The sequence below is a fragment of the Kitasatospora sp. NPDC052868 genome (genome assembly GCF_044547105.1).
Taxonomy (GTDB): domain Bacteria; phylum Actinomycetota; class Actinomycetes; order Streptomycetales; family Streptomycetaceae; genus Kitasatospora.
Genome location: NZ_JBITZW010000008.1, coordinates 178,615 through 203,869 on the forward strand (window position 1 = coordinate 178,615; position 25,255 = coordinate 203,869).

Annotated in this window: 21 protein-coding genes; 6 read left to right on the top strand and 15 right to left on the bottom strand. The window is 72.4% G+C overall.

All coding sequences use genetic code 11. The annotated features are described in order from the left end of the window. Positions 1 to 34: 34 nt before the first annotated feature. Positions 35 to 1,438, bottom strand: coding sequence for an endolytic transglycosylase MltG (gene mltG, locus ACIGZJ_RS16065; RefSeq protein ID WP_396457789.1), 1,404 nt, complete (start codon positions 1,436 to 1,438; stop codon positions 35 to 37). Positions 1,439 to 1,474: 36 nt separating this feature from the next. Between mltG (ACIGZJ_RS16065) and ACIGZJ_RS16070 the strand changes: the two genes are divergently transcribed. Next, the gene (locus tag ACIGZJ_RS16070; protein ID WP_396457790.1) at positions 1,475 to 1,981 is read left to right on the top strand and encodes a hypothetical protein; all 507 of its coding nucleotides are present in this window, start codon (positions 1,475 to 1,477) and stop codon (positions 1,979 to 1,981) included. A gap of 148 nt (positions 1,982 to 2,129) precedes the next feature. On the opposite strand, the gene mltG (ACIGZJ_RS16075) is transcribed toward ACIGZJ_RS16070, so the two are convergent. The 5 genes from mltG (ACIGZJ_RS16075) to ACIGZJ_RS16095 all read right to left on the bottom strand — a co-directional run bounded on the left by mltG (ACIGZJ_RS16075) (position 2,130) and on the right by ACIGZJ_RS16095 (position 7,611). After that, a complete protein-coding gene (gene mltG / locus ACIGZJ_RS16075; RefSeq protein ID WP_396457791.1) occupies positions 2,130 to 3,398 on the bottom strand; it encodes an endolytic transglycosylase MltG in 1,269 nt (422 codons plus the stop codon). 89 nt (positions 3,399 to 3,487) lie between these two features. After that, positions 3,488 to 3,973 (bottom strand): Holliday junction resolvase RuvX, encoded by a 486-nt coding sequence (ruvX, locus tag ACIGZJ_RS16080; protein WP_392933902.1) that lies wholly within the window; start codon positions 3,971 to 3,973, stop codon positions 3,488 to 3,490. After that, positions 3,973 to 6,642 (bottom strand): alanine--tRNA ligase, encoded by a 2,670-nt coding sequence (gene alaS / locus ACIGZJ_RS16085; protein WP_396457792.1) that lies wholly within the window; start codon positions 6,640 to 6,642, stop codon positions 3,973 to 3,975. The genes ruvX and alaS overlap by 1 nt, the downstream gene beginning before the upstream one ends. After that, entirely contained in the window at positions 6,642 to 7,130 is a 489-nt protein-coding gene (locus tag ACIGZJ_RS16090; RefSeq protein WP_396457793.1) for a DUF6167 family protein, read from the bottom strand. The genes alaS and ACIGZJ_RS16090 overlap by 1 nt, the downstream gene beginning before the upstream one ends. Before the next feature lie 4 nt (positions 7,131 to 7,134). Next, the gene (locus tag ACIGZJ_RS16095) at positions 7,135 to 7,611 is read right to left on the bottom strand and encodes a DUF948 domain-containing protein (protein WP_392933895.1); all 477 of its coding nucleotides are present in this window, start codon (positions 7,609 to 7,611) and stop codon (positions 7,135 to 7,137) included. 228 nt (positions 7,612 to 7,839) lie between these two features. On the opposite strand from ACIGZJ_RS16095, the gene ACIGZJ_RS16100 reads away from it, so the two are divergent. Together ACIGZJ_RS16100 and ACIGZJ_RS16105 are read left to right on the top strand one after the other, a co-directional pair. Continuing rightward, a complete protein-coding gene (locus ACIGZJ_RS16100) occupies positions 7,840 to 10,053 on the top strand; it encodes an ATP-binding protein (protein ID WP_396457794.1) in 2,214 nt (737 codons plus the stop codon). 80 nt (positions 10,054 to 10,133) lie between these two features. Continuing rightward, a complete protein-coding gene (locus ACIGZJ_RS16105) occupies positions 10,134 to 10,427 on the top strand; it encodes a tetratricopeptide repeat protein (RefSeq protein WP_392934670.1) in 294 nt (97 codons plus the stop codon). An 86-nt stretch (positions 10,428 to 10,513) separates the two neighbouring features. Here ACIGZJ_RS16105 and rpsD read toward each other — a convergent pair whose 3' ends face one another. The 4 genes from rpsD to ppk2 form a co-directional block, all read right to left on the bottom strand. Continuing rightward, complete coding sequence (gene rpsD, locus ACIGZJ_RS16110; RefSeq protein ID WP_063346792.1) at positions 10,514 to 11,128, bottom strand: 30S ribosomal protein S4; 615 nt, start codon at positions 11,126 to 11,128, stop codon at positions 10,514 to 10,516. Between the two features lie 353 nt (positions 11,129 to 11,481). Further along, positions 11,482 to 12,831 carry a replication-associated recombination protein A gene (locus tag ACIGZJ_RS16115; protein WP_396457795.1) on the bottom strand — a complete coding sequence of 450 codons (1,350 nt, stop codon included), beginning with the start codon at positions 12,829 to 12,831 and terminating at the stop codon, positions 11,482 to 11,484. Positions 12,832 to 12,893: 62 nt separating this feature from the next. After that, the gene (locus ACIGZJ_RS16120) at positions 12,894 to 13,505 is read right to left on the bottom strand and encodes a hypothetical protein (RefSeq protein ID WP_396457796.1); all 612 of its coding nucleotides are present in this window, start codon (positions 13,503 to 13,505) and stop codon (positions 12,894 to 12,896) included. Between the two features lie 172 nt (positions 13,506 to 13,677). After that, the gene (gene ppk2 / locus ACIGZJ_RS16125) at positions 13,678 to 14,505 is read right to left on the bottom strand and encodes a polyphosphate kinase 2 (protein ID WP_396457797.1); all 828 of its coding nucleotides are present in this window, start codon (positions 14,503 to 14,505) and stop codon (positions 13,678 to 13,680) included. Between the two features lie 208 nt (positions 14,506 to 14,713). Between ppk2 and ACIGZJ_RS16130 the strand changes: the two genes are divergently transcribed. Beyond that, entirely contained in the window at positions 14,714 to 15,655 is a 942-nt protein-coding gene (locus tag ACIGZJ_RS16130; protein WP_396457798.1) for a LysR family transcriptional regulator, read from the top strand. Here the strand turns inward: ACIGZJ_RS16130 and ACIGZJ_RS16135 are convergent. From ACIGZJ_RS16135 to ACIGZJ_RS16150, 4 genes are all read right to left on the bottom strand, one after another. Then, on the bottom strand, positions 15,652 to 16,158 hold the full coding sequence (locus tag ACIGZJ_RS16135) for a GNAT family N-acetyltransferase (protein ID WP_396457799.1): 507 nt from the start codon (positions 16,156 to 16,158) through the stop codon (positions 15,652 to 15,654). The genes ACIGZJ_RS16130 and ACIGZJ_RS16135 overlap by 4 nt on opposite strands. Before the next feature lie 92 nt (positions 16,159 to 16,250). Then, positions 16,251 to 18,041, bottom strand: a complete 1,791-nt coding sequence (aspS, locus tag ACIGZJ_RS16140) for an aspartate--tRNA ligase (protein WP_396457800.1) — start codon at positions 18,039 to 18,041, stop codon at positions 16,251 to 16,253. Then, positions 18,038 to 19,300, bottom strand: coding sequence for a histidine--tRNA ligase (hisS, locus tag ACIGZJ_RS16145; RefSeq protein WP_392933878.1), 1,263 nt, complete (start codon positions 19,298 to 19,300; stop codon positions 18,038 to 18,040). The genes aspS and hisS overlap by 4 nt, the downstream gene beginning before the upstream one ends. An 11-nt stretch (positions 19,301 to 19,311) precedes the next feature. Then, positions 19,312 to 20,019, bottom strand: a complete 708-nt coding sequence (locus ACIGZJ_RS16150) for an MBL fold metallo-hydrolase (protein ID WP_396457801.1) — start codon at positions 20,017 to 20,019, stop codon at positions 19,312 to 19,314. A gap of 276 nt (positions 20,020 to 20,295) precedes the next feature. On the opposite strand from ACIGZJ_RS16150, the gene ACIGZJ_RS16155 reads away from it, so the two are divergent. Next, on the top strand, positions 20,296 to 21,132 hold the full coding sequence (locus ACIGZJ_RS16155) for a peptidylprolyl isomerase (RefSeq protein ID WP_396457802.1): 837 nt from the start codon (positions 20,296 to 20,298) through the stop codon (positions 21,130 to 21,132). 262 nt (positions 21,133 to 21,394) lie between these two features. Beyond that, positions 21,395 to 22,624, top strand: coding sequence for a DUF349 domain-containing protein (locus tag ACIGZJ_RS16160; protein WP_396457803.1), 1,230 nt, complete (start codon positions 21,395 to 21,397; stop codon positions 22,622 to 22,624). 70 nt (positions 22,625 to 22,694) lie between these two features. Here the strand turns inward: ACIGZJ_RS16160 and ACIGZJ_RS16165 are convergent, their stop codons facing one another. After that, the gene (locus ACIGZJ_RS16165) at positions 22,695 to 25,196 is read right to left on the bottom strand and encodes a RelA/SpoT family protein (RefSeq protein WP_396457804.1); all 2,502 of its coding nucleotides are present in this window, start codon (positions 25,194 to 25,196) and stop codon (positions 22,695 to 22,697) included. Positions 25,197 to 25,255 lie beyond the last annotated feature (59 nt).

A 25,255-nucleotide genomic window follows, 5' to 3' on the forward strand; every position in this document is an offset into this window, starting at 1 on the left:
CGCTGCTTCTCCGTGGACGGCGGTGCGGTGGCGGCTACTTGGCGGTGGTGCAGTGACCGCCCACCTTGTCGAAGCCCTGGCCGGCCGCCTTGCAGTACTGCTCGACGTAGCCGAAGTGCTCCTTGTCCGTCTCCGAGAACTCGGTACGGGTGGGGGACATCGCGATGAAGTACAGCCACTTGCCCTCGGCCGGGTTGAGCACCGCCTTGATCGCGTCGTCGCCCGGGTTGGAGATCGGCCCCGGCGGCAGGCCCGGGTTGATGTAGGTGTTGTACTTGTTGGACCCGTCCTGGATGTCCTTCTTGTCCAGCTGCTTGCGCCCGAGCGCGTACTGGAGCGTGGTGTCCATGCCGAGCGTGTGGTTGACGGTGGCGCTGGCCAGCCGGTTCTGGATGGTCCTGGCCATCTTGGCGAAGTCGGTCGGGTTGTTGCCCTCGCGCTGCAGGATGCTCGCCTCGATGAGCACCTCGTAGCCGTTCTTGAGGCCCGCCTTGGAGGCCTCCCCGTCCAGGCTCGCGTACTTCTCGGTGGCGTTCTTCACCATCTGCTTGAGCAGGTCCTCGGGCTTCATGCCGTCGGCGATGTTGTAGCGCGTCGGCCAGAGGAAGCCCTCGATGTTGCCGTTCGCGTAGGGCGGCAGGCCGAGGCCGGCCACCTGGGCCTTGGCGACGCCCGCCGTGGTGCCCTTCTGCAGCTTCAGCTTGTCGTCGATCTTGGCGTAGACCTCGGTGGAGTTGAGGCCTTCGGGCAGCACCAGGGCGGCGCCGCCGGCCTGGTCGACCAGGGCCTGGAAGGCGGCCGAGGCCGACATCTCCTTCTTCAGGGCGTAGAAGCCCGGCTGGATGCCCTTGCACTTGGCGTCGTTGTCGCAGACGTTGGTGTACGCCTTGACGCTCTTCACCACGCCGGCGTTCTTCAGCGAGATGCCCACCTGGCCGCCGGTGGCACCCTGCTTGACCTCGATCTGGACGCTGCCGGTGCCCTCGCCCTTGAAGTCCGGCGGCGGGCCGAAGTGGTCCTGGTAGAAGCCGTAGCCCCACCAGCCGCCCGCCGCGACGCCGCCCATCAGGACCAGCGCGACCACCAGGCAGGCGCCACCGTTGCGCCGGCCGGACTTCTTGCCCTTCTCCTTGCGCTTCTTCTTGCCCTCGCGGGAGTTGTCCTCCTCGCCGAGGAAGCCGCCCTGCTCGTCCTCGCCGCCCTCGACGTAGTCGTCGTGGTGGCCGTCCCACTCCTCCTCGGCCGGCTCGGGCTCCACCTCGACCGGGTGGCCGCCGGCCTCCAGCGCGGCGGCCTCGGCCTCCCAGTCGATGCCGTCCGGACCGACGCCGGCCGGCTGCGCGGCCTGCGGTCGGCGCTGGGCCGGGGACTGCGCGCCGGCCTGCGGCCGACCGGGCTGCTGCTGGCCCGGCATCGGCTGGCCCTGCTGCCCGGGCATCGGCTGCCCCTGCATCGGCTGGCCCTGCTGGCCGGGGTGCTGCCCCTGCTGCTGCCCCGCCTGCGGCGGGAAGCCCTGCTGCGGCTGCCCCTGCTGCGGGTACCCCTGGAAGTTCTGCTGCTGCTGGCCGGGGAAGCCCTGCTCCCCCGGGAAGCCCTGCTGGGGGTAGCCCTGCTGGTCGCCCTGGTACCCCTGCTGACCGGGGTAGCCCTGTCCCTGCTGCGGGTACCCCTGCTGACCGCCATACTGCTGCTGACCCTGCTGCGGCATCGGCTGTCCGTACTGCTGCTGACCCTGGGCGCCGCCGGGGTAGCCCTGCTGGGCATAGCCCTGCTGGCCGCCGTACTGCTGCTGCTGCATCTGCTGCCCGTAAGGCTGCTGACCCTGCTGGCCTTGCTGACCCTGCCGGCCCTGCTGGGGATGCTGCTGCCACTGGCCGTCCTGCTGGCCGGGGACCGGCTGCTGACCGCCGTACCCCGGATCGCCGGGGTGCCACGGCTCGGAGCCCTGGGGGCCGTAGCCCCCACCCAGATCGGTCATTGATCCCCTTATACCGACGGAGACGGCCGGCGGATCGGACCGGCCGTCCGGGACGGCGTCCCGGATTGTTCTCGAACCGGCGTGCTACTGCATCGCCTGGAGGGAGACGTTACCGTACCGCAGAGCCGCCCCCGGCAGGGCGGACGCCGTCTCAGTGCCCCGCCGGATCCGGTGACCCACCCGTCGGGGCGGCGCTCGGGGCCCCCGCCGAAGCCGCCGGAGACGACGCCGGGGAGGAGGCCGCCGCTGCGCTCGCCGACGCCGCCCGGACGGCGTTGAACTCCGCCACGTTGCGCTGCTGCACGTCGAAGCTGTCGGTGAACCGGGTGTCCCCCGGCTTCACGGTGACGAAGTACAGCCAGTCGCCCTGCGCCGGGTCGACCGCCGCCATGATCGCCTGCCGCCCCGGATTGCCGATCGGCGTCGGCGGCAGCCCGGCGTGCTGGTAGGTGTTGTACGGCGAGTCCAGCCTGGTGTCGGTGACGGTGGTGTTCAGCGTCGAACGGCCGAGCGCGTAGTTGATGGTCGAGTCCAGCTGCAGCGGCATGTTCTTCGCCAGCCGGTTGTAGATCACCCGGGCCACCTTGGCCATGTCCTCGGTGTTGTCCGCCTCGCCCTGGACCATGCTCGCGATGGTCACCAGCCCGTACACGCTCTGCCCGAGGTTCTGGGCGACGACCTCCGCGTCGTCCCGGGCGAACTCCTTGCCGGCCCGCTCGACCATCTGCTTCAGCAGGTCGGCCGCGGTGGTGTCGGTGGTGACGCTGTAGGTGGCGGGGAAGAGGTAGCCCTCCGGGCTGCCGTTGGCGAACTCCGGCAGGCCCAGCTCGGCGCCCTGCTCCTGCGCGGTGCGCTGGGTGGTGCCCTCGGGCAGCTGGAGCTTCTTGTCGATCGCCGCGTAGATCTGGTTGCCGCGCCAGCCCTCGGGGATGGTCAGGCCGTTGGCGTTGGCCGGGTCGACCAGGACGGCGAGCGCCGAGGCCGCCGACATCTTCTGCCGCAGCGTGTAGGTGCCGGGCTGGATCCGGCCGGCCGCGGCCGCACTGCCCTTCGCCGCCCGGGTGAAGGCGAGCGAGCTGGCCACCACCCCGTTGCGCACCAGCGCCGAGGCGATCTGGGTCAGGCCCGCGCCCTCGGGCACCGACACCTGCACCTCGCCGCTGCCGGCGCCCGCGTAGTCGGCGGCGGCCGGCGGCCGCTGCTGGCCCTGCAGCCAGGTGTACCCGGTCAGTCCGGCCCCGCCGAAGACCACGATCAGGGCCAGCGCGGTCAACCCGCAGGCCAGTCCGTTGCGCCGACGGTGCGGATCGGGTGCATCGGAGCGCGGACGGCGCGCGCCGGGCGGGCGGCCCTCGGGCTCCATCACCGGCGCACCGAGGTGGCCGGGGGTGAGCCCGGGCGTGAAGTCCTGGTCGGTCACTGCGCCCCCTCTGCGGTCCCGGAACGGAGCAAGGGGCCCGTGCGGACGCGTCCGCACGGGCCCCTCACCGGGACGTTAGAACAGAGCGGTCAGCCGACCGCCTCGACGCTCTCACCAGGAGGCCGCCCGCTCACCCGTTCGGACTCAAGGGCGGTCTGCAGGATCACCACCGCGGCGGCCTGGTCGACCACCGAGCGGCCCTTCTTCGCCTTGACCCCGGAGGCCCGCAGGCCGTGGGTCGCGGTGACGGTGGACATCCGCTCGTCGACCAGCCGGACCGGCACCGGGTAGAGCCGGTTCGCCAGCCGCACCGCGTACGCGCGGACCTTCTCCGCCGCCGGTCCCTCCTTGCCGCTGAGCGAGCGCGGCAGGCCGACGATCACCTCCACCGCGTCGTATTCCTCGACGATGGCGGCGATCCGGGCCTGGGACTTCACCCCTGCGGGGACGGTCTCCACCGGTGTGGCGAGCACCCCGTCGGGGTCGCAGGACGCGACCCCGATCCGGGCGTCACCGACGTCGACGGCGATCCGCCGCCCCCGCCGGAAGGGCCGCTCCTGCTCCTGGTCGAACATCAGGAGGCGCGCTCCGCGACCAGGCCGCGCACCGCGGCGATGGCCTCGTCGACCGCGGCCGCGTTGGTGCCGCCGCCCTGGGCGACGTCGTCCTTGCCGCCACCGCCGCCGCCGAGCGTCTTGGCGGCGACCCGGACCAGCTCGCCGGCCTTGATGCCGCGCCCGCGGGCGTCCTCGTTGGTGGCGATCACGGTGAGCGGGCGGTCGTTGGCCACCGTGAAGGCGGCGACCACGGCCGGGCGCGAGCCGAGCCGGCCGCGCACGTCCAGCACCAGCTTGCGCAGCTCGTCCGCGCCGACGCCGTCGGCGACCCGGGCGGCGACCACCGAGACGCCCTGCACGTCCTCGGCCGAGCCGGCGAGACCGGCGGCGGCCGCCAGCACCTTCTCGGCGCGGAAGCGCTCGATCTCCTTCTCGGCGTCCTTGAGCTTGGCGAGCATGCCCGAGATCTTCTCCGGCAGCTCCTCCGGGCGGCCCTTGACCAGCTCGGTCAGCTGGGAGACCACGGTGTGCTCGCGGGCCAGGAACTTGTACGCGTCCACGCCGACCAGCGCCTCGACGCGGCGCACGCCGGAGCCGATCGAGGACTCGCCGAGCAGCTTCACCAGGCCCAGCTGGGCGGTGTTGCCGACGTGCGTGCCACCGCACAGCTCCTTGGAGAAGTCGCCGATGGTGACGACCCGGACCTCGTCGCCGTACTTCTCGCCGAACATGGCGATGGCGCCGGCCTTGCGGGCCTGGTCCATCGTCATGACCTCGGCGGTGACGTCCAGCTCACGGGTCAGCACGTCGTTGATCTTCTGCTCGACGTCGACCAGCACGCTGCCGGGCACGGCGGCGGGCGAGCCGAAGTCGAAGCGGAAGCGGCCCGGGGCGTTCTCGGAGCCGGCCTGGGCGGCCGTCGGGCCGAGCGCGTCCCGCAGCGCCTGGTGGGTCAGGTGGGTGGCCGAGTGGGCGCGGGCGATCGCCCGGCGGCGGTCGATGTCGATGGTGGCGTACGCCGAGGCGCCGAGCACGACCTCGCCGAACAGCACGCCGCCGGAGTGCACGATCACCCCGGGCACCGGCTGCTGCACGTCGCGGATCTCCACGACCGCGCCGGACTCCAGCCGGATCCGGCCGTGGTCGGCGAGCTGGCCGCCGCCCTCGGCGTAGAACGGGGTGCGGTCGAGGATGATCTCGACCTCGTCGCCCTCGGTGGCGGCCGGCGCCGGGACGCCGTCCACCAGCAGGCCGACCACGGTGGCCTCGCCCTCGGTGAGGGTGTAGCCGGTGAACGCGCTGGCGCCGGCCTTGTCGGCGACCTCGCGGTACGCGGCGACGTCGGCGTGGCCCATCTTCTTGGCCTTGGCGTCCGCCTTGGCGCGGTCCCGCTGCTCCTGCATCAGCCGGCGGAACCCGGCCTCGTCCACCTGGAGGCCCTGCTCCTCGGCCATCTCCAGGGTGAGGTCGATCGGGAAGCCGTAGGTGTCGTGCAGCTTGAACGCCTGCTCGCCGGAGAGCACCGCGCCGCCGGACTGCTTGGTCTCGGTGACGGCGGTGTCCAGCAGGCTGGTGCCGGCCTTCAGGGTCTGCAGGAAGGCCGTCTCCTCGCCGGTGACGACCGTCTCGATGCGCTTGCGGTCGCTCTCCAGCTCCGGGTACTGCGGGGCCATCGCCTTGATGGCGACGTCCGTCAGGTCCTTGGCGACCACACCGGTGGCGCCCAGCAGGCGCATGTTGCGGATGGCGCGGCGCAGGATGCGGCGCAGCACGTAGCCGCGGCCCTCGTTGCCGGGGGTGACGCCGTCGCCGATCAGCATCAGCGCGGTGCGGATGTGGTCGGTGACCACGCGCAGCGAGACGTCCGACTTGTGGTCGGCGCCGTAGGTGTGGCCGGTCAGCTCGGCCGCCCGGTCCAGGATCATCCGGCTGGTGTCGATCTCGAAGAGGTTGTCGACGCCCTGCAGGATGGCGGCGAGGCGCTCGAGGCCGAGGCCGGTGTCGATGTTCTTGCTCGGCAGGTCGCCGAGGATCTCGAAACCGTCCTTGCCGTCACCGTGGCCGCGCTCGTACTGCATGAAGACCAGGTTCCAGATCTCCAGGTAGCGCTCGCCGTTGACGGCCGGGCCGCCCTCCTCGCCGTAGGCGGGGCCGCGGTCGTAGTTGATCTCCGAGCACGGGCCGCACGGGCCGGGGACGCCCATCGACCAGAAGTTGTCCTTCATGCCCAGGCGCTGGATGCGCTCGGCGGGCACGCCGATGACGTCGCGCCAGATCTGCTCGGCCTCGTCGTCGTCCTGGTAGACGGTGATCCAGAGCTTCTCCTTCTCCAGGCCGTAGCCGCCGTCCGCGACGGAGCCGGTGAGCAGCTCCCAGGCGAACTTGATGGCGCCTTCCTTGAAGTAGTCGCCGAAGGAGAAGTTGCCGCACATCTGGAAGAAGGAGCCGTGCCGGGTGGTCTTCCCGACCTCCTCGATGTCCAGGGTGCGCACGCACTTCTGGACGCTGGTGGCGCGCGAGAACTGCGGCTTGACCTCGCCCAGGAAGTACGGCTTGAAGGGCACCATGCCGGCGTTGACCAGCAGCAGGGTGGGGTCGTCGGCGACCAGGGACGCCGACGGAACGACGGTGTGGCCGCGCTCCTCGAAGAAGCGCAGCCAGCGGCGGCGGATCTCTGCCGACTCCATTAGTGGTCCTTCCGGTTCGGGGTACCGCCCGGCTGCGGCAGTGCGCGGCGGGGCGTCTTTTCGATGGCTGGGGTGGTCCGGGCACCGTCGGACGATGCGCGGGCACTGCTGGACGGAGGCAGGGCGGCGGCCGGGCTGCCGGGCGCCGCCGAGATAGCTCGGTACTGCGGCTCGCTTGATGGGGGCAGCGCGGAGCGCTTCCCAAGAAGGGTGGCGGCGGGCGACGGGCGGGCTCTGCGGCGCCCGGGCTCCACGACGGCGGTGCCGTCCAGTCCGAGGTCCTCGCGCAGCTGCTCCTCGCGCTCGGCCATGCCGGCCTTCACGTCCTGCGCGAACCGCTTGGCCGCGTCGCCCAGGTGCAGCGCACTGCGCGCGGCGGTGCCGGAGAGGCTGTCCGGGGTGAGCCGGTGAACGGCCTCGTTGGCCTTGTTCATGGCCCAGACGGTGGCGCTGGCGCCGACCGCCATCCAGAAGATGCGTCGAACCATGCCGTCAGCCCCTCACCGCGCGCCGGACCCTGGCCAGCAGGCCGCCCCTGGGCGCGGTCGCGGCACGCACCTCGGCCCGGATCAGCCGGGCCAGCTCCTCGCGCTCGCCGGGCTGGGTGGGCAGCGGAAGGGTGCCGTTCTGCTTGGCGACGGCCTTGCGGACGCCGTAGCTGAAGGCCGCGACCTTGACCAGCGGCCCGCCCAGGGTGGCAGCGACGGTGGAGGAGAGCGCGTTGGCGTTGGCGGCGGCGTCCTGCACGTTGGCGGTGATCTCGTCGACCCGCTCCAGCTGCTCGTTGGCGCTGCGCACGGCGGCGCCCGCGTCGGTCAGCAGCGGCACGGCCTGCTCGGTGACCGCGGAGACCAGGACGGTGGCCTCCTTCAGCACCCGCGAGAGCCGTACCAGGACGACGGCGAGCAGGGTGACCAGGACCGCCCAGAACACGGCGACGAGCAACCCGGCCAGCTCTCCCACGGACACCTTGTGCGCTCCCTCGCCTTGCCGTTCTCCAAACGGAACCCTATCGCGCCCGGGCCGGCTTTCCGGACCGGGTTGTTCGACGGCGGGCCGTCCGCGAACCGGTCGGGTGTGCGAACGGCGCGCGTAACCTACCCGCTGGTCACCTCGTTCTGCCAGACGGGTCGGCGGATGCGCGGCCCACGGCTCGTTCGGACCGCGACGGTTCGGGCACGGACACGGGAGCAGCGGTTGGCCGGCGACTCGACAGCACGCCCTCGGGAGACGACGCAGCCGCCGCCGGATCCCGCGCCCGGCGGCCTGCCCGCGGAGGTCACCAGCTTCGTCGGGCGCCGGGAGGAGCTGGCCGCACTGGCCGGACTGCTGGTCGGCGCCCGGCTGGTGACGGTGACCGGGCCCGGCGGGGTCGGCAAGAGCCGGCTGGCGCTGCGCGCGGCGGCCCGGGCGGCGGGCGCCTTCCCGGACGGCGCCTGGCTGGTCGAGGTCTCCCCGGTCCAGGATCCGCTGCTGCTCGGCCACGCCGTCCTGGAGGCGCTGCAACTGACCGACGGCACCGCGCGGCCGCCGCTGGACATCCTGACCGAGCGGCTCGCCGGGCACCGGCTGCTGATCGTGCTGGACGGCTGCGAGCACCTGGTGGCGGCCTGCGCGGAGCTGGCCGACGCCCTGCTGCGGGCGGTGCCGGGCCTGCGGGTGCTGGCGACCAGCCGCTCGGCGCTGCGCTCGGCGGGCGAGCACCTGCTGACCCTGGCCCCGCTGCCGGTCGGCCCGGGCGCGCCGCCGGACGCGGTCCGGCTGTTCGCCGACCGGGCCCGCGCGGTCCTGCCCTCCTTCGAGCTGACGCCCGCCACCACCGAGGGGATCGCCCAGCTCTGCCACCGCCTGGACGGCATCCCGCTGGCCGTCGAGCTGGCCGCCGGGCGGCTGCGCGCGCTGTCGGTCGAGCAGATCACCGCCCGGCTGGACGACCGCTTCCGGCTGCTCACCGGGGGTGCCCGGACGGCCCTGCCACGACATCACACGCTCCGGACGACCATCGGCTGGAGTCACGAGCTCTGCACGGTGCAGGAACGTTTACTCTGGGCCCGCCTCTCGGTCTTCGCCGGCGGCTTCGACCTGGAGGCCGCCGAGTACGTCTGCGCCGGCGAGGGCATCGAGCCGGACGAGATGCTCGACCTGCTCGCCGACCTGGTCGACAAGTCGGTGGTGCTCCGCGAGGACGGCCCCTTCGGGGTCCGCTTCCGCCTGCTGGACACCCTGCGCGAGTACGGCGGCCACTGGCTGCGCGCCGCCGGCGACGAGCAGCGGCTGCTGCGCCGCCACCGCGACTGGTACCTGGGCGTCGCCACCTGGGGCGAGGTCGAGTGGTTCGGCCCCCGGCAGGCCGAGACCGCCGAGCGCACCGGACTCGCCCACCCCAACCTCCGTGCGGCGCTGGAGTTCTGCCTGGCCGAACCGGGCGAGGAGCAGCTCGCCCTGCTGCTGGCCGGCACGCTCTGGTTCTACTGGGTCGGCTGCGGCCACCTCGGCGAGGGCCGGCACTGGCTGGACCGCGCGCTCGCCCTGGACCTTGAGCCGACCGAGGCCCGCGCCAAGGCGCTCTGGGTGACCGGCTACATGGCCACCCTGCAGGGCGACCTCGGCTCGGCCCGCCCCGCCCTGGAGGAGTGCCGCCGCCAGGCGCTGGACACCGGCGACGACCGGGCGCTGGCCTACGCCGTCCACCGGCAGGGCTGCGCCGCCCTGATCGGCGACGACCCGGTCCGCGCCGCCGAGCTCTTCGAGGAGGCGCTCTGGCACTACCGGACGATCGGCGAGCTCAACAGCAACGTCCTGATGGCCATGTTCGAACTGGGCATCGCCTACCTGTTCCAGGGGGACCAGGAGAGCGGCGCGCTCTGGCTCGGCCAGGTCCGCGAGCTGTGCGAGGAGCACGGCGAGCAGTGGGCGTACGCGTACGCGCTGTACGCGCTGGCGTACTCGCACTGGCTGAACGGCGACATCCGGCTGGCCCGGTCCTGCGCCCGGGAGAGCGTCCGGCTCAACCACCTCTTCCACGACCTGCTGGGGATCGTGCTGGCGATCGACCTGCTCGCGCTGCTGGAGACCGAGCCCGCCGGTCCGGGCGAGCCCGGCGACCTGCGCGAGGCCAGGGTCCTCCAGGGCGCGGCGCACCGGATCTGGCAGGCGGTGGGCAAGCCCTTCTTCGGTTCGCGCACCTTCAACGGGCCGCACCGGGACTGCGAGCAGCGGGCCCGGGCGGGGCTGACCGAGCAGGAGCTCGCGGACCTCTTCGAGTGCGGCGCCCGCCTCGACCTCAACGCGGCGGTCTACCGGGCGCTCGGCGGCGGCCACCCGGACGACCCGGGGCCGCAGTCGGGCCCCTGCCCGCCGCCGCCCGCGCCGCAGCCCTCGCCGGTCAGGAACAGCCGACGGAATAGTTGAAGATTGTCCATTGCTGGAGGGGGCGAGTACCACCGAAAGGAGCGACCGTGGCCACCTACAGCGCCGCCGACGAGTACCGCATGGCGACGTTCTACTTCGACTCCAAGGCCTACGCGGACGCCGCCCGCATGCTGGAGGGCGTCCTCGCCGAGGAGCCGGCCAACCTCTCCGTGCGGCTGCTGCTGGCCCGGAGCTACTACCACTCCGCCCAGCTCTCCCGGGCCGAGGCCGAGCTGCGCCGGATCCTGGACGCCGACCCGGCCGAGGCCTACGCGCGGCTGATGCTCGGCCGCACCCTGGAGCGCCGGGGCCGCGCCGAGGAGGCCCGCCCGCACCTGCGCCTGGCCGCCGCGATGACCGGTGAGGGCGCATAGCCCCGCCGCGCAAAAAAGGGGCGAGCCCCCGCAGCCTCGAAAGGCGGCGGGGGCTCGCTGGGTACTGCAGGTGAACCGCTCGCGGGTCAGCGCGAGTAGTACTCGACGACGAGCTGCTCGTCGCAGATCACCGGGACCTCCTTGCGCTGCGGCGCGCGGTCCAGGCGGAAGGCCAGGGCCTTCAGGTTGACCTCGAGGTACTTCGGGGTCTGGCCCTCGCCCGCGTAGCCACCCTCACGGGCGACCTGGAACGGGACCTTCTCCTTGCTGCGCTCGCGAACGGTCACGACGAAGCCGGGCTTCATCTGGTACGACGGCTTGTTGACCTTGCCGCCGTTGACCTCGATGTGGCCGTGGACGACCATCTGGCGGGCCTGGTAGATGGTGCGGGCAATGCCCGAACGCAGCACCAGGGAGTCCAGACGGGTCTCCAGCTCGGCGACGAGCGCCTCACCGGTCTTGCCCTCGGCCTTCTTCGCGCGGTCGAACGCGCGCGCCATCTGCTTCTCGCTCAGGTCGTACTGGGCGCGCAGACGCTGCTTCTCGAGCAGACGGACCTTGTAGTCCGAGTTCTGCTTGCGACCACGGCCGTGCTGGCCGGGCGGGTACGGGCGGGCCTCGAAGTACTTGACGGACTTCGGGGTCAGCGGCACGCCGAGCGCACGCGCGATCTTGACCTTGGGACGCTTCTGGTTCGCCATGAACCAAACCTTCCTTGCTTATGAATACGGCTTCACCAGGTGTTGACGGAGGTCGCTCCTCGCGGTCCGGAGAATAACCACGCCCACCCATGGGTGGACCGGTCAGCCGCTCTCCGAGGCCGGGCACGGAAGTGCTTGCACACGAGTGGCCCACCGAACCTGGGTTGGTGGGCTGCACGCGACACCGAAACGGTGCGCGACGCTCCTCAGGGCTCCCCCGGAGGGGGCCCGCGGCCGGTGTCCCGCTGGTGTGGCCGGTCGGCTGGGTCTCCCCTGCCGCCGTCCCGGGACATGGCACTCCGCACGAGTATACGCTGCGATCCGCCTGCTCCCGCCCGGGGCCGGGGAGACGCTCACTCGCCCCGGAGCCGGCCCCTGGTCCACTCCACGATGTCCGCGTACCGGGCCTCCCCGCCGTGCCGGGTCGGCCGGTAGTACGCCTTGCCGTGCACCGCGTCCGGCGCGTACTGCTGCGAGGCGATGCCCTCCGGCAGGTCGTGCGGGTACTGGTAGCCCTGGCCGTGGCCGAGCTTGCCCGCGCCGCCGTAGTGCGCGTCCCGCAGGTGCGGCGGCACCGCGCCCGCCAGGCCCTGCCGGACGTCCGCCAGGGCCGCGTCGATCGCCAGGTAGGCGGCGTTGGACTTGGGCGCCAGCGCCAGCGCGATCGCCGCCTGGGACAGGATGATCCGCGCCTCGGGGAAGCCGATCAGCGCCACCGCCTGGGCCGCCGCCACCGCCGTGGGCAGCGCCGTCGGGTCGGCCAGGCCGACGTCCTCGCTGGCCGAGATCATCAGCCGCCGGGCGATGAACCTCGGGTCCTCCCCCGCCTCGATCATCCGGGCCAGGTAGTGCAGGGTGGCGTCCACGTCGCTGCCGCGGATCGACTTGATCAGCGCACTGGCCACGTCGTAGTGCTGGTCGCCGTCCTTGTCGTAGCGCACCGCGGCCTGGTTGACGGCCGTCTCGGTGGTGGCGAGCGTGATGACCGCCTCGCCCTTCTCCAGCGCCGCCCCGGCCGCCGCCTCCAGCGTGGTCAGCGCCCGCCGGGCGTCCCCGCCGGCCAGCCTCACCAGGTGGTCCTCGGACTCCTCGGACAGCTCCAGCGCACCCTCCAGGCCGCGCTCGTCGGCCACCGCACGGCGCAGCAGGGCGCGGACGTCGTCGTCGGTCAGCGACTCCAGGGTGAGCAGCAGCGAGCGCGACAGCAGCGGGGAGATCACCGAGAAGTAGGGGTTCTCGGTGGTCGCCGCGATCAGGGTGACCCAGCGGTTCTCCACCGCCGGCAGCAGGGAGTCCTGCTGGGCCTTGGAGAAGCGGTGGATCTCGTCCAGGAAGAGCACCGTCTCCCGCCCGCTCATCCCGACGGCCCGGCGGGCGCCGTCGATGACCGCCCGCACCTCCTTGACTCCGGCGGTGATCGCGGACAGCTCGACGAAGCGGCCCTCGACGGCCTGGCTGATCACATGGGCGAGCGTGGTCTTCCCGGTGCCGGGCGGGCCCCAGAGGATCACCGAACTGGTGGCCGCCGGGCCGCGCGAGCCCGAGACGAGGCGGCGCAGCGGCGAGCCGGGCTTCAGCAGCTGCCGCTGGCCGGCCACCTCGTCCAGGGTGCGCGGGCGCATCCGCACGGCGAGCGGGGCCCGCCCCGGCTCCTTGGCCTGGCGTTCCTCGGCGGCGGCGGTGAAGAGGTCCGGTTCGTCCACACCGGAAGCCTATGCGAGGGCGCCGACAGACCGTCCCGGCCGAGCCGCCGGGACGGCACGGCCTACAGCTGCGGCACGTCCAGCAGGACGACCTCGAACTCCTCCAGCGAGCGCAGCGTCGCCCCGCCGGCGGTCACGGCCTTGGCCCGGGCCGCCGCGAGCGGGCCGCGGGAGGCCTCCAGGGCGGCCCGGTCGGCGAAGAGCAGGCCCACCGCACCGCGCTCGTCCTCGGCGTTGAACAGCATGGAGCCGCCGAGGAACCCGTCGACCCGCTGCATCGCGGGCAGCACCCCCTCGCGGAAGGCGGCGGCGATCCGGTCGGCCTGCGCGCGGCCGACGTCGAACCTGGTCATCCGGAACCAGGCGCCCGGGCCGGCCTGGGCGGGCCGGGCGGTGACCACGGCCTCCCAGGAGTCCTGGGCGACCGTGCCCCCGAACGGCGCCAGCAGCTCCGCGCGCCGCCCGCGCAGCTGCGCGTCGCTGTCCCGCTCGGCCTGCGCGCTCTCCCACCAGGAGCCCATCGTGATGATGCCGAGCTCGCGGTTGGCGAACAGGCCGTAGCCCCGGTAGCCGGGCTGGCCGGACAGCAGCCCGACCGCCTCGGCGCGGAGCCCGTCGAGGGTCTGGTCGAGCCTGGCCGGGTCACCGGTCGCGTAGACGGTACGGACGAACATGGGCGGGTCTCCTGACCTCCGGCGGGCGCCGCGGCGGGCGTCCGCGCGTGCACGGGCACGTCCATCGCACGCCGGGGCGGCGCCCCCGGCAACGCCGCGGGGCCGTTCGGAGGACCCGCTAGGCCCTGTCCGGTCGATCGTCGCGCGCCCGGCAGGACCGGCCGGACAGGGCCTACCCGAGCCCCGCCGCGTGGTCCGGCACGTACGTCTGCAGGTCGCGCGGCGGCCGCTGGTAGCCGCGGGGCTCCGGGCGGGCCGGCAGGTCGACGGCCGGCGGGAGGACCTCGCGGTACGGGACGGTGGAGAGCAGGTGGGCGATCATGTTGATCCGGGCCCGGCGCTTGTCGTCGCTCTCCACCACGTGCCACGGCGAGTCAGGGGTGTCGGTGTGGACGAACATCTCGTCCTTGGCCCGCGAGTAGTCCTCCCAGCGGCTGATCGACTCGACGTCCATCGGCGAGAGCTTCCAGCGCCGCATCGGGTCCTCCAGCCGGGCCCGGAAGCGCCGCTCCTGCTCGGTGTCGCTGACCGAGAACCAGTACTTGCGCAGCAGGATTCCCGCCTCGATCAGCATCCGCTCGAAGGTCGGGCACTGGTGCAGGAACTGCCAGTACTCCTCGGGCGTGCAGAAGCCCATCACCTTCTCGACCCCGGCCCGGTTGTACCAGCTGCGGTCGAACAGCACGATCTCGCCGGCCGCCGGCAGCTGCTCCACGTACCGCTGGAAGTACCACTGGGTGCGCTGGCGCTCGGTGGGGGCGGGCAGGGCCGCGACCCGGGCGATGCGCGGGTTCAGGTACTCGGTGGCCCGCTTGATCGCGCCGCCCTTGCCGGCCGCGTCGCGTCCCTCGAAGACGACCACCAGCCGGGCGCCCTCGGCGCGCACCCACTCCTGGAGCTTCACCAGTTCGTTCTGGAGCCGCAGCAGCTCCCGCTCGTACGGCTTCCTCGCCAGTCGCTCCGACGCGGTCGGATCCTCGTGCTTCGCCTTGGCTGCCACCCGGGCGCCTCCGTTCGGCTCGTCCTGATGAGCACTCACGGTAGGCGCTGCGGACGGCCCGCGCAGGTCGTGGGCGTCGCGCGGCACCGGCGGCCCCCTGAACCGCCGCTGCCGCGCTCCCCCGATGCGCCCGGCCCTGGGGCCGAGTGATCAACCTTGGCCCACACCTGCCCGACCGGTCCAATATCCCGTTCCATAACCTAGGGGCATGGATGTCGACACCCGGCTGCTGCGCAGCTTCGTCATGGTCTGCGAGGAGGGTCAGCTGACGGCCGCGGCAGCGCGGCTGTTCGTCTCCCAGCCGACGCTGACCAAGCAGATCCGCCAGCTGGAGGCGCTGCTCGGGGCCGAGCTGTTCGAGCGCTCGCGCCGGGGTATGACGCCGACCCCCACCGGGCAGGCACTGGCCGAGCACGCCGGCGCGCTGCTGGCGGGGTGGGAGGAGGCGCTGCGGGCGGCCCGGGCCGCGGCCGCCGAGCAGGGCTCGACGCTGCGGGTGGGCTTCGAGGGCGGGATCATCAACATGATGAGCCGCCAGACGGTCGTGGACTTCTCCCGGCGGATGCCCGGCTGGCAGGTCGAGCTGCGGCAGAACAACTGGTTCGACCCGACCTCGGGCCTGGCCACCGGGGAGATCGACCTGACGCTCTGGCACGCCCCGCCCTGGCTGGCGGAGGAGTACAACGTGGCCGTGCTCGGGGAGGAGCCGCGCTGCGCGGCGCTGCCGGCCGGGCACCGGCTGGCCGGCCGCGCGGTGATCGACTTCGAGGAGCTGCTGGACGAGCCCTTCGTGGCGATACCGCACGAGTCCGGCCACTGGCGCGACTACTGGCTGGCGGCGCGGGAGCGGGGCGGGCGGCCGGCGCGGATCGGCGCGGTGGCACACAATGCCGACGAGTGGCTGGCCGCGGTGGTGTGCGGCCAGGGCATCGGCTTCGCCCCGGAGACGATGAGCCGGCTGGCGGCGCGGGAGGATGTCGCGTACCGGCCGGTTCGGGGGCTGAGCCCGAGCCAGGTCGGGCTGTACTGGCCTAAGGAGCGGCAGTCGACGCCGGCGATGGCCGCGTTCGTGCGCAGCTGCCGGGCCACGGTCGGGTTCGGCGCCGGTCGGGCCGAGCGGGACCAGGGGACGCTCCGGACCTCGGTCTAGACCGTTACGAAGGGCTCCGGGTACTGGCAGAGTCCGCGCGGGTCCCCGTCGTAGGCGGGCAGCACGAGCGCCTGGAAGTAGGCCTCCGGCACCTCGAACGGACCGGTGACCTCGTGCCGTTGGGCGGGGAGGAAGCCGAACCGGCCGTAGTAGTCCGGGTCGCCGAGGACGATGACCAGCTTCTCCCCGGCCTCCTCGGCGGCGGACAGCGCGGCCCGGACGACCAGCTCCCCGACGCCCTTGCGCTGCCACTCGGGCGCGACCGCGACGGGCGCGAGCGCGAGGCCCTGGCCGTCGCCGACCTGCAGCCGGGTGAGCAGGGCGTGGCCGACCACCAGTCCGGAGCCGTCCACCGCGACCACCGACAGGCCGGGCAGCCAGGCCGGGTCGCGGCGCAGCGCGTCGACCAGGTCCGCCTCGTCCGGGCCGGGGAAGGCCGCCATGTGGACCCGTCTGGTGGCGGGCGCGTCCTCGGGACACTCGACTCTGGTAGTGACCTTCATGGGGGATCCCTCTCTGTGTCGCACACCGTTGTGGACCGGCCCCGGACGGCAGGTGCACCGTCCGGGGCCGTGAAAGGTTAGCCGATCCGGCGTCAGTCCTTGGGCTGGGCCTCGGACTTGGCGTCCTCGCGGACCTTCGGCTGGGCGTCCACGCCGGCCTCGCGGCGCTGCGCGGGGGTGATCGGGGTGGGGGCGCCGGTCAGCGGGTCGCCGCCGGTGGACGTCTTCGGGAAGGCGATGACGTCCCGGATCGTGTCGTACCCGCCGAGCAGCGTGACGATCCGGTCGAGGCCGAAGGCGACCCCGCCGTGCGGCGGCGGGCCGTAGTTGAAGGCGTCCAGCAGGAAGCCGAACTGCGAGGCGGCCTCCTCCTCGGACAGGCCGATCGCGTCGAACGCCCGCTTCTGCACGTCGCGCTGGTGGATACGGATCGAACCGCCGCCCAGCTCCGAGCCGTTGAGGACCAGGTCGTAGGCGTTGGAGAGCGCCGCGCCCGGGTCGGTGTCGAAGGTGTCGAGCGACTCGGCGGTCGGGGCGGTGAACGGGTGGTGCACCGCGTGCCAGCCCTGAAACTGGCCCTTGTCGTCCTCGATCGGCTCGAACATCGGGAAGTCGACGACCCAGAGGAAGGCCCACTGGGACGCGTCGATCAGCTCGCAGCGGCGGCCGATCTCCAGACGGGCGGCGCCGAGCAGCTCCTGCGAGGGGCGCTCCTTGCCGGCCGCGAAGAAGATCGCGTCGCCGTTCTTGGCGCCGGCCGCGGCGGCCAGGCCGGCCAGGTGCTCCTCGGAGAGGTTCTTGGCGACGGGGCCGCGCAGCTCGCCGGTCTCGGCGTCGATGACGACGTAGGCGAGGCCGCGGGCGCCGCGCGCCTTGGCCCAGTCCTGCCAGGCGTCGAGCGCCTTGCGGGGCTGCGAGGCGCCGCCGGGCATCACCACGGCGCCGACGTACGGGGCCTGGAAGACCCGGAACTCGGTGCCCTTGAAGTACTCGGTGAGGTCGGTGAGCTCCTGTCCGAAGCGGACGTCCGGCTTGTCGGAGCCGTAGCGGGACATGGCGTCCGCGTAGGTCATCCGGGGCAGCGGGTTCGGGATCTCGTAGCCGTGCACCTCGCGCCAGACCGAGCCGATGATCTTCTCGCCGAGGGCCAGGATGTCCTCCTGGTCGACGAACGAGGCCTCGATGTCCAGCTGGGTGAACTCCGGCTGCCGGTCGGCGCGGAAGTCCTCGTCGCGGAAGCAGCGGGCGATCTGGTAGTAGCGCTCCATGCCGGCCACCATCAGCAGCTGCTTGAACAGCTGGGGCGACTGCGGAAGCGCGTACCAGTGGCCGGGCTGCAGGCGGACCGGGACGAGGAAGTCGCGGGCGCCCTCGGGGGTGGAGCGGGTGAGGTACGGCGTCTCGATGTCGAGGTAGTCGTTCTCCTCCATCACCCGGCGGATGATGTTGTTGACCTTGGAGCGCAGCCGCAGGCCCTTGGCCGGGCCCTCGCGGCGCAGGTCCAGGTAGCGGTAGCGCAGCCGGACCTCCTCGTTCACCGTGCCGGGCTCGTACTCGGCGACCGGGAACGGCAGCGGGGCGGCCTCGGAGAGCACCTCGATCTCGCTGACCACGACCTCGACCGCGCCGGTCGGGATGTCCGGGTTCTCGTTGCCCTCGGGGCGCACGCGGACGTCGCCGACGACCTTGACGCAGTACTCGGCGCGCAGGCCGTGCACCGAGTCGAGGTCGCGGACCACGATCTGCACGGTGCCGGAGGCGTCGCGCAGGTCGATGAAGGCCACCCCGCCGTGGTCTCGGCGGCGGGCGACCCAGCCGGCCAGGGTGACGGTCGTTCCGGCCTGCTCCGCGCGGAGCGTGCCCGCGTCGTGCGTGCGGATCACAGCTGCTTCTCCTTCAGGGTGGTGACGAGTGCTTCGAGTTCGACGGGGGTCTGCTCGCCCGTGGTCAGGTCCTTGACCTGGACGACACCGGCGGCGAGATCCCGCTCCCCGGCGAGGACGGCGAAGCGGGCACCGGAACGGTCGGCGGACTTCATGGCGTTCTTGATGCCCTTGACGCCGAAGGCGAGGTCGGTGGCGACGCCGGCCCGGCGCAGCTCGACCACCTTGGCGAACAGGACGTTCTTGGCTTCGTCGCTCAGCGCGACGGCGTACACGGAGGTGGCGGACGGCAGGTCGAGGACGATGCCCTCGGCCTCCATCGCCAGGAAGGTGCGGTCCACGCCGAGGGCCCAGCCGACGGACGGCAGCGCGGGGCCGCCGATCATCTCGGAGAGCCCGTCGTAGCGGCCTCCGCCGCCGATCGCGGACTGCGCGCCGAGGCCGTTGTGCACGAACTCGAAGGTGGTGCGGGTGTAGTAGTCCAGCCCGCGGACCAGCTTGGGGTCGTCGGTGAAGGCCACGCCGTTGGCGGTGAGCAGCTCGCGGACCTTCTCGTCGTAGGCCTTGCACTCCTCGCAGAGGAAGTCGCGCAGCATCGGCGCGCCGCCGAGCTGGGCCTGCACCGACTCGCGCTTGTCGTCCAGCACGCGCAGCGGGTTGATCTCGGCCCGGCGGCGGGTGTCCTCGTCCAGGTCCAGGCCGGCCAGGAACTCGACCAGCGCCGCGCGGTAGACCGGGCGGCACTGCTTGTCGCCGAGGCTGTTGAGCAGCAGCGAGTAGTCGCGCACGCCCAGCGAGCGGAAGGCGTCGTCGGCCAGGATGATCAGCTCGGCGTCCAGCGCCGGGTCCTCGGCGCCGATCGCCTCGGCGCCGACCTGCGAGAACTGGCGGTAGCGGCCCTTCTGCGCCCGCTCGTAGCGGTAGTAGGAGCCGGAGTACCAGAGCTTGACCGGCAGGTTGCCCTGCTTGTGCAGGTTGGCCTGGAGCGCGGCGCGCAGCACCGAGGCGGTGCCCTCGGGGCGCAGCGCGAGCTCGTCGCCGCCCTTGGTGGTGAGGTTGTACATCTCCTTGCTGACGATGTCGGTCGACTCGCCGACACCGCGGGAGAACAGCTTGACGTCCTCGAAGACCGGGGTCTCGATGTAGCCGTAGCCGGCCCTGCGGGCGGGCGCGGCGATCGCCTCGCGGATCGCCAGGAAGGTCGCCGAGCTCGGCGGCAGCAGGTCGTAGGTGCCCTTGGGGGCGGTGAAGGTGCTCAACTTCTCTTCCGTCACATTCCTCGGCGCGGGAAGGCCGGAGCGCCGAGCGCTCCCGCCGCCTGCCTGAGGTAGGGGTTGGTGGCGCGCTCACGGCCGATGGTCGTCTGTCCGCCGTGGCCGGAGAGGACCACGGTCGTGTCGTCGAGGGGCAGGCACACCCGGGCCAGCGACCGCATGATCGCCTCGCTGTCCCCGCCCGGGAGGTCCGTACGCCCGATGGAGCCGGCGAACAGCAGGTCGCCCGAGAAGAGCACCGGGGGGAGGTCCCCGGCACCGGGCGTCCTGAACGTCACCGACCCCTTGGTATGGCCGGGCGCATGGTCGACGGTGAGCTTCAGGCCGGCCAGCTCCAGCACGCTGCCGTCGGTGAGCTCGCGCACGTCGTCGGGTTCGCCGACGGTGAGCTCGCCCATCAGCTGGGTGCCGAGCGAGCGGCCGAGCGCCTTCTCCGGGTCGGCCATCATGTAGCGGTCCTCGGGGTGGATCCAGGCCGGGACGCCCTTGGCGCCGCAGACGGGGACGACCGAGGCGATGTGGTCGATGTGGCCGTGGGTGAGCACGACCGCGACGGGCTTCAGCCCGTGCTCGCGGATCAGCTCGTCGACGCCCTGGGCGGCCTGGTGGCCGGGGTCGACGATGACACACTCCTCGCCGGGCCCCGGTGCGACCAGGTAGCAGTTGGTGCCCCAGGCTCCAGCGGGGAATCCGGCGATGAACACGCGCGTCCTCGGTGACTCGGTCGACAGTGGCGGCTACAGCATGCGGCTACACGATGTGATGTAAAGGCAGCCTACCGGCGGTCCGGGTCCGGTTGCGAACCAGATCCGCATGACAGGTTCACTTCGCCCTGGCAGGTTCACCCCGTTCTTACGGCGCCGGTCCCTACACTTGGCCGCCGATGGATGCGATGATCCGCATCAGCATCCGTACCCGCCCTCCTCGCCCGCCATCGGGCCGGAGGGGACGACAAACACCCACGTAGGAGACACGGCCCGGTGGTCACCAGCGAACAGCGGCGGCGGCAGCTCGCCCGCGAGAAGTACGAGCGCCAGGCCGAGCGCCGGGCCGAGGCGCAGGCCGCGCGCAGGCGCCGCAACACGATCCTCGGCGCCTCGCTCGCCGTGGTCGTGCTGGCGGGCGGCGGCGCGCTGGTGGGGACGGGCGCCTTCGACTCGGACGACAAGAAGGACACCGCGTCCGGTGCGCAGGCCGCGCCGACCGCGACCAACGCTCCCGCCGCGCCGACCCGCAAGCCGGTCGAGGGCTGCGCCACCCCCGCCCCGGGCGCGCCGAACGGCAAGCAGTGGCAGGCCGAGCCGGCCATGTCGGTGGAGGCGGGCGGTACCTACACCGCGACGCTGGACACCAACTGCGGCAAGGTGACCATCGCCCTGGACGCGGCCAAGGCGCCGCACACGGTGAACTCCTTCGCCTTCCTCTCCGCCGAGCAGTACTTCGACCACACCAAGTGCCACCGCCTGACCACCGGCGGGATCTTCGTGCTGCAGTGCGGCGACCCGACGGCCAGCGCGACCGTCAAGGGCGGCACCGGCGGCCCGGGCTACAAGTTCGCCGACGAGAACCTCACCGGCGCGACCTACCCGGCCGGCACCGTGGCGATGGCCAACTCCGGCCCGGGCACCAACGGCAGCCAGTTCTTCCTGGTCTACAAGGACACCAAGCTCGACCCGGCGTACACCCCGTTCGGCAAGATCACCGGCGGCCTGGACGTGCTGCAGAAGATCGCCGCCGCGGGCACCCTGGACGGCGGGACGGACGGCCCCCCGATGGCCGACTTCACCCTCAACGCGGTGGCCACCGCGAAGGGTTGAGCATCGCCGGGGCCGGCCCGCCGTCGCCGTGAGGCGGCGCCGGGACCGGCCCCGGAGCGAAATCGCCCGGCTCGGATGCGGACAGCACCGGGCCTGGTCGCCTATGTTGGCGTTGTATAGGGTGCCCAGACCCGCCGGCCGTCACCCTCGGCAGCACAGCACGGCGGACGGGACGGCGGACTCATCGGTCCGCCGCACATCAACTGTGGACGACGTACGCGTGCGCCCCGGCGCGGGCGCGACGTCATGTGGAGGACGCGCTATGAGCAGCGACCCGTGGGGCCGTGTCGACGAGCAGGGCACGGTCTACGTCAGGACGGCCGACGGCGAACGCGTCGTGGGTTCCTGGCAGGCCGGCTCGCCCGAGGAGGCCCTCGCCTACTTCGAGCGCAAGTACCAGGGCATCGAGGTGGAGATCGGCCTGCTGGAGAAGCGGGTGCGCACCACCGACCTGGCCGCCAAGGACGCCCAGACCGCACTGGAGCACCTGCGCGCGCAGGTCGCCGAGGGGCACGCGGTGGGGGACCTGGACGCGCTGGCCAAGCGGCTGGACACGCTCGCCGGTGAGATCGAGAGCCGTCGCGAGGAGCGCAAGGCGGCCCGCGCCAAGGCGCAGGACGAGACCCGCACGGCCAAGGAGTCGCTGGTCGCGGAGGCCGAGCGGCTCGCCGAGTCCACCCAGTGGCGGGAGGCCGGGGACCGGCTGCGCGCGCTGGTGGACACCTGGAAGGGCCTGCCCCGGCTGGACCGCAAGAGCGACGACGAGCTGTGGCACCGCTTCTCGCACGCCCGCTCGGTCTTCTCCAAGCACCGCAAGGCGCACTTCGCGACCCTGGACGCCGAGCGCGACCAGGCCCGCGCCGTCAAGGAGCAGCTGGTCACCGAGGCGGAGGCGCTCTCCTCCTCCACCGAGTGGGGTGACACGGCGGCCCGCTACCGCGACCTGATGGGCCGCTGGAAGGCCGCCGGGCGCGCGCAGCGCGACATCGAGGACGAGCTGTGGGCGCGGTTCCGCGGCGCGCAGGACGTCTTCTTCCAGGCCCGCTCCGCGGTGTTCAGCGAGCGGGACGCCGAGCAGGTCGAGAACCAGAAGCTCAAGGAGGTGCTGGCGGCCGAGGCCGAGGCGATCCTGCCGATCACCGACCTGAAGGCCGCCAAGGCCGCGCTGCGCGAGATCAACGAGCGCTGGGAGGCCATCGGGCACGTGCCGCGCGACGCCCGTCCGAAGCTGGACGGCCGGCTGAACACGGTCGAGCGGGCGATCCGCGAGGCCGAGGACAGCGAGTGGAAGCGCTCGAACCCGGAGGCCAAGGCCCGTGCGGCCGGCATGGTCGGCCTCTTCCAGGCCAAGGCCGAGAAGATCCAGGCCGACCTGGACAAGGCCCGCGCGGCCGGCAACGCGAGCAAGGCCGCCAAGCTGGAGTCCGAGCTGGCCGGTGTGCAGACCCTGCTGGAGCAGGCGCACCGCAGCCAGGAGGAGTTCACCGGCTGATCCTGCGCCGCCGGATCCGACAAGGGCCCCACCGCCGAGGCGGTGGGGCCCTTTCGCCGTACCGGTGGCCCTACTTGCGGGCCGAGGTGACCCGGTAGACGTCGTAGACGCCCTCGACGCCGCGGACGGCCTTCAGGACGTGGCCGAGGTGCTTCGGGTCGCCCATCTCGAAGGTGAAGCGGCTCATCGCGACCCGGTCGCGGGAGGTCTGCACCGCCGCCGACAGGATGTTGACGTGCTGGTCGGAGAGGACCCGGGTGACGTCCGAGAGCAGCCGCGAGCGGTCCAGCGCCTCGACCTGGATGGCCACCAGGAAGACGGAGGACTGGGTGGCCGCCCACTCGACCTCGATCATCCGCTCCGGCTGCTGGCTGAGCGCCTCGACGTTGACGCAGTCGGCGCGGTGCACCGAGACGCCGTTGCCGCGGGTGACGAAGCCGACGATCGGGTCGCCCGGCACCGGGGTGCAGCACCGGGAGAGCTTCACCCAGACGTCCTCGACGCCCTTGACGATGACACCCGGGTCGCCCTTGGCCCGGCGGCGGACCGCCCGGCGGGTGTCGTGCGTCGGGGTGGCGGTCTCCGCGAGGTCCTCGGTGGCCCCCTCCTCGCCGCCGAGCGCCTGCACCAGCTTCTGCACGATGTTCTGCGCGGCGACGTGGCCCTCGCCGATCGCCGCGTACAGCGAGGAGATGTCCGGGTAGCGCATCTCGTGGGCCAGGGTGACCAGCGAGTCGCCGGTCAGGATCCGCTGGATCGGCAGGCCCTGCTTGCGCATCGCGCGGGCGATGGCCTCCTTGCCGTGCTCGATCGCCTCCTCGCGGCGCTCCTTGGAGAACCAGGCGCGGATCTTGTTGCGGGCGCGCGGCGACTTGACGAAGCCCAGCCAGTCCCGGGAGGGTCCGGCGTTCTCCGCCTTGGAGGTGAAGACCTCGACGCTGTCGCCGTTCTCCAGGGTCGACTCCAACGGCACCAGCCGCCCGTTCACCCGGGCCCCTATGCAGCGGTAGCCGACCTCGGTGTGGACGGCGAAGGCGAAGTCCACCGGGGTGGCGCCGGCCGGCAGCGCTATGACGTCGCCCTTGGGCGTGAAGACGAAGACCTCGTTGTTTGAGAGGTCGAAGCGCAGCGACTCCAGGAACTCGCTCGGGTCCTCGGTCTCCTTCTGCCAGTCCAGCAGCTGCCGCAGCCAGGCCATCTCGTTGACGGCGCCGGCCTTGTCGTCCTTGCGGGTCTGGGTCGGGGTGTCGGTGCGCACCTTGGAGGCGCCGGCCACCGCGCGCTGCTTGTACTTCCAGTGCGCGGCGATGCCGTACTCGGCCCGGCGGTGCATGTCGAAGGTGCGGATCTGCAGCTCGACGGGCTTGCCGCCCGGACCGATCACCGTGGTGTGCAGCGACTGGTACATGTTGAACTTGGGCATCGCGATGTAGTCCTTGAACCGCCCCGGCACCGGGTTCCACCGCGCGTGGATGGTGCCCAGCGCCGCGTAGCAGTCGCGGACGGTGTCGACCAGGACCCGGATGCCCACCAGGTCGTAGATCTCGGCGAAGTCCCGGCCGCGGACGATCATCTTCTGGTAGACCGAGTAGTAGTGCTTCGGCCGGCCGGTGACGGAGGCGGTGATCCGGGCGCCGCGCAGGTCGCCCTGGACCTGGTCGATGACGGTCGCCAGGTACTCGTCCCGCTTGGGGGCGCGCTCGGCGACCAGGCGGACGATCTCGTCGTACATCTTGGGGTAGAGGATCGCGAAGGCGAGGTCCTCCAGCTCCCACTTGATGGTGTTCATCCCCAGCCGGTGGGCCAGCGGGGCGTAGATCTCCAGCGTCTCGCGGGCCTTCTTCTCCTGCTTCTCCCGCTTGAGGTAGCGCATGGTGCGCATGTTGTGCAGGCGGTCGGCCAGCTTGATCACCAGGACGCGCGGGTCCTTGGCCATCGCGACGACCATCTTGCGGACGGTCTCGGCCTGCGCGGCCTCGCCGAACTTGACCCGGTCCAGCTTGGTGACGCCGTCGACCAGCAGGGCCACCGAGTCGCCGAAGTCCTTGCGCAGGGTCTCCAGGCCGTAGTCGGTGTCCTCGACGGTGTCGTGCAGCAGCCCCGCCATCAGCGTCGCGGCGTCCATGCCCAGCTCCGCCAGGATGGTCGCGACGGCCAGCGGGTGGGTGATGTAGGGGTCGCCGCTCTTGCGCTTCTGGCCGCGGTGCCACTTCTCGGCGACCGCGTACGCCTTCTCGATCTCCCGCAGCAGGACCGGGTCGGCCTTGGGGTCGTTGGCCCGGATGGAGCGGAACAGCGGCTCCAGGACGGGGTTGAGCACGCTGGAGCGCTGACCGCCGAGGCGGGCCAGGCGGGCGCGCATGCCTCCGGAGGAGGAGGGCCGGGTGACCGGAGCCACCGGACGCGAGGAGGTCGGCGCCGGGCGTGCCGGGGTGGCCCCCGAGGGCGTGGGACGGTCTTCGGGGGCGGCCGCTGCGGCCGTGGGCACAACCTCGTCGGGCAAGGACACTCCTCGGGGCACCGGGCCTGCCCCTGGCACCGGTCGCACAACCGGGAGGGGATGAATCTTCATGGTACCGAGCCGGGCGCTCCGGTGTTCAGCCGCCCGGGTCCGGACACGCGGAGGGCGGC